This window comes from Candidatus Trichorickettsia mobilis (assembly GCF_034366785.1).
In the GTDB taxonomy this organism is placed as follows: domain Bacteria; phylum Pseudomonadota; class Alphaproteobacteria; order Rickettsiales; family Rickettsiaceae; genus Trichorickettsia; species Trichorickettsia mobilis_A.
Map to the genome: position 1 here is coordinate 1 of NZ_CP112953.1, position 5,070 is coordinate 5,070.

At 28.6% G+C, this 5,070-nt stretch carries 1 protein-coding gene; it reads left to right on the top strand.

All coding sequences use genetic code 11. The features are described from left to right. A partial coding sequence (locus Trichorick_RS08980) for a non-ribosomal peptide synthetase (protein WP_323739313.1) occupies window positions 1–5,070 on the top strand: 5,070 nt, incomplete at both ends.

The following is a 5,070-nucleotide window of genomic DNA, read 5'->3' on the forward strand; positions in this document are numbered from 1 at the left end:
TTAACAAGTAATGGAAAACTAGATCACAAAGCACTACCTGATCCAGAAGTACAAAATCAAGACAGCTATATTGCGCCAAGAACTGAGTTAGAAAAACAACTGTGTGATATTTGGGCTCAAGTGCTTAAATTAGAAAAAATCAGTATCACTGATAATTTCTTTAAATTAGGAGGGCACTCACTTTTTGCAATGCAGGTTATTTCTCGTATTAGTTATATATATAATATTGATATTCCGTTAAGAATCATTTTTGAGAATCCAATTCTAATGGATTTAGCAAGTTTGATTCTGTCAAGTCAAAATCAGTTTTTATCTTTACCAGCAATTATACCTCAAGTAAAAGATGATTATTTTATACCGTTATCTTTTGCTCAACAGCGTCTTTGGTTTCTAGATCAACTTTTGCCTAATATAGCTCTTTATAATATACCAATAGCCTTAAGATTTAGAGGATTTTTGGATGTTTTAGCATTAGAAAAAGCACTAAATGCCTTAATTAGAAGACATGAATCGTTAAGAACTATTTTTCCTATTAAAGATGGAGAAGCTTATCAAATCATTTTGCCTGATCTTGTTCTTGATATAAAAAATAATACTATAGATTTAAGTATGCTAGAAGAAGATAAGCAACGAGTTATGGCAAATAATTTTGCAGAAATAGAAGCTAATTATGTTTTTAATTTAACTAGTGGTCCCTTGGTCAGGAGTAAATTATTAATTTTGTCAACTGATGTGCATATATTCCTAATGACTGTACATCATATAATTTTAGATGGTTGGTCAACTGCTATAATATTTAAAGAATTGTCTATTTTATATAATTCTTATTTATTAAGAAAAGAAATATTGTTACCTAAATTATCTGTTCAGTATGCTGATTTTAGTATTTGGCAAAGGTCTTATGTCACGGGAGAAGTATTAGAACGTCAGTTAGATTATTGGAAGCAGCAATTAGCTGATATTCCGGTAAACTTAAATTTACCAACAGATAAAATCAGACCAAAGGAATTAAATTATAAAGGAAAGAATTATCGCTATAATATTTCGAATGATACTAGAGACCAGTTAAGAAATTTAGCAGAATTGCATCAAGTATCTTTATTTATGGTATTGCTCAGTACTTTTAAAATACTTTTACACAAATATACAGAGCAAAATGATATTATAGTTGGTTTTCCTACATCAGGTCGTGGACGTCAAGAAATTGAAGGAGTAGTGGGATTTTTTGTTAATACTCTTGTTTTAAGAACAATTTTTCAAGAAAATGATACTTTTATCGACATTATTAATAAAGTTAAAGATACGATATTCCAAGCTTATCAAAATCAGGATATACCTTTTGAAAGACTAGTTGATAGTTTAAATATTCCTAGAGATATTAATATTAATCCAGTATTTCAAGTTATGTTTTCTTTTGAGAATACAACTGAAAAAGATTTTTTATCACTTGATGGTTTAAAGTTTGAACCTTTTTATTCTACTTACCCAATTGCAAAATTTGATCTAAGTTTTAACGTTTTAGATACTCATGATGGTCTTTATCTATCAATTGAGTACTTAGAAGATTTATTTGAAGATATTACAATTATTTATATGGCTGAGCATTTTAATAATTTAATAACCAAAATTTTACAAGAAGTTAATCGACCAATAGAAAAATTATCATTTTTAACAAACAGTGAGTTAGAATTAATAAACAAATGGAATAATACTGATACTCTTTATTTAGAAAACACATGTTTTAGTCAACTGTTTGAAGAACAAGTTAAAAGAACACCAAATAATATTGCGGTAACTTTTAATGGTAGTGCATTAACTTATAAGGAATTAAATGATCAAGTTAATCGATTATCTAATAATTTAGCTAACAAAGGTATTGCTCCTGAACAGATTATAGTTGTTTTACAAGAAAGAAATATAGAATACCTAATATCTATACTTGCTATACTTAGATCAGGAGCTGCATTCTTATCTATAGATCCTAAAAATCCAATTCAAAGAATAAGCATGATTATAAATCAAAGTTTATCTTCTTATGTATTATATCATGGTTCTATCAAAAATAAATTATGTTTAGATACTTTAAAATCTAGTTTACCTCTCTCGTCTAAATTTCTTTTATTTGAAGATTTAATAATGAAAGAATGTGATGTTAAACCACAGTTTACATTTATTCCACATAGCCTTACTTATGTAATTTATACATCTGGATCTACGGGAACACCTAAAGGAGTGATGATTGATCAGAAAGGTTTTATTAACCATGTATATGCAATGATAGAAAACTTGGACATAACAGAAAAAGACGTTATGATTCAAAATGCTTCTCAAAGTTTTGATATTTCTGTTTGGCAATTACTCACAGTACTTTTAGTAGGAGGAAAAGTTGTTATTGTCAGTGATGAAGATGCTATGGATCCAGTAAGATTAATTCAAAGAAGTAAAGGCGCCACTATTTTACAAGTTGTTCCATCAATGCTAAGAATGATAGTAGATCATTTAATGGTATTACCTAATGATCTCTTAAAACTACGGTTTATTCTTGCTACCGGAGAGATAATCTCAAAAGAATTATCAGAAAAATGGATTAACTATAATTCTAATATTTCTTTAATTAATGCTTATGGTCCCGCAGAATGTTCAGATGATGTTACTCTGTACAAAATAGATTTAGCTGCGATAAATAGGTTGCATAATGTTCCTATAGGAAAACCAATCATGAATACAAAAATTTATGTTCTTGATAAAGCTATGAATTATTTACCTATAGGAGTTTATGGAGAGATTTATGTTAGTGGTTATGGTGTAGGAATAGGATATTTAAATGAGCCAGAAAAAACTTCTGAGGTTTTTATTGCTAATCCTTTTGTCATTGATGATACTAATAATCGATACTTGCGTCTTTATAAAACAGGTGATATAGGGCGTTATTTGCATAATGGGAATATAGAATATTTAGGAAGAATCGATGATCAAGTCAAAATGAGAGGTTTTAGAATAGAGCTTGGTGAGATAGAAAATGTTTTAAATAAACATCTTGCTGTTAAACAAAGTATCGTGCTGTTAAAAGGAGATGTGTTAGTAGCATATGTTGTATTAAGAGAAAATTCACAAGATGTAGTAGAATCTTTCACTGATAATTCAGGTAAAAAGTTTAATATTTTAATTGTAGAGCCAAATTTCAGTGAAAATTTAAAATCTGATTTAAATATATCTTTACCACAATATATGGTGCCTACATTTTTTGTCTATTTAGATAGAATTCCAGTAACAAAAAATGGAAAAATAGATAAAAAATCTTTACCAGTTGTTAATTTGAGTTTAGTTACAGAAACTTATGTTGCACCAAGAAATAGTGTAGAAGTTGAATTATGTGAGATTTGGATGGAAATACTAAAACTTGATAAAGTAGGTATTTATGATTCCTTTTTCAAGCTAGGTGGGCATTCTTTACTAGCCACACAAATAATTTCTCGAATTAAACGTCGACATAATATTGATATTGCCTTAAAATCTATTTTTGAATATCCTAAACTAATTGATTTAGCTAATTTAGTAACGACAAGCCAAACTAATACAATAGAGCTGTCTATTCAGCCTCAAGAAAAAGAGAGATTTATCCCCTTATCTTTTGCGCAACAACGTCTTTGGTTTCTTGATCAGATGTTATCTGGTAGTGCAATTTATAATATTCCAATCGCTTTAAGTTTATCAGGATCCTTAGATATCAATGCTTTTGAGCAGTCTTTAAATTTTTTGTTGGAAAGGCATGAATCTTTAAGAACAATTTTTCCTAACAATTATGGAAAACCATATCAAGTAATTCTTCCTAACTTATATATCAATATTGCTAATAATACTATAGATCTGAGTCATTTAAAAGAAGCAGAACAACAAGCTAAGGTAGATAATTTAGTGGAAAGTGAAGCAAGCTTTGTCTTTAATTTAACAGAAGGACCACTAATTAGAGTAAAGCTTATAATCCTTGCGCCTGAGAAGTACGTATTTTTATTGACTATGCATCATATTATTGGAGATGGTTGGTCAACGACTATTATCTTTGAAGAAATTTCTCTTTGCTATAATGCTTATAGATTAGGAAAACAAGTATTAATGAAAGCATTACCTATTCAATATACTGATTTTAGTATTTGGCAAAGATCTTATCTTCAAGGAGAAGTATTAAAAAAACAATTAGATTATTGGAAACAGCAATTGTCTGATATTCCAGGATTTTTAGAATTAGCAACAGATAAAATAAGACCGAGAGAGTTAACGTATAAAGGATGTAATTATCATTATCACCTTTCTAATGAAGTTAAAAATAAGCTTAAAATTTTAGCTGGACAACAGGAAGTATCGTTATTTATGATCTTACTTGCTGCTTTCAAAATACTGTTATACAAATATACAGGGCAAAAAGATATTGTAGTTGGAACTCCTTCTGCTGGTCGCCAGTATTCAGAGATTGAAAGAGTAGTAGGATTTTTTATTAATACTTTAGTTTTGAGAACAAGCTTTGATTTTAATAACGATATAAATTTTATAGATATTTTAAATAAAATTAAGGAAAAAATCTTACAAGCAGATCAAAATCAAGATATTGCTTTTGAGCAAATAGTTGATTCTCTAAATATTGATAGAGTAACTAATCGTAATCCTATTTTTCAAGTATGGTTTACTTTTGAAGGAATAGACGAAGGAAAGACTTTATCCTTAGATCAAGTCAAAACTAACACTCTTTATTCTTCTTATGCAGTAGCCAAATTCGATTTATCATTTGGAACTTATGAAAGTCCTGACGGTATAGGAATAGCAATTAATTATTCTACCGACCTTTTTCATCATGACACTATAAAAAATTTAGCAGAACACTTTGGAAAACTTATTCATGATATTTTAAAAAACCCTTATCAAAATATAAATCTATACTCTTTGTTAATACCAGAAGAAGTAAAAAAATTATTATTTGAATGGAATTCAACTGAAGTAGTATATCCAGTAAGATGTATACATGAATTAATTGAGGAGCAAGTAGCAAAAACACCGGATAATATAGCTGTAGTATAT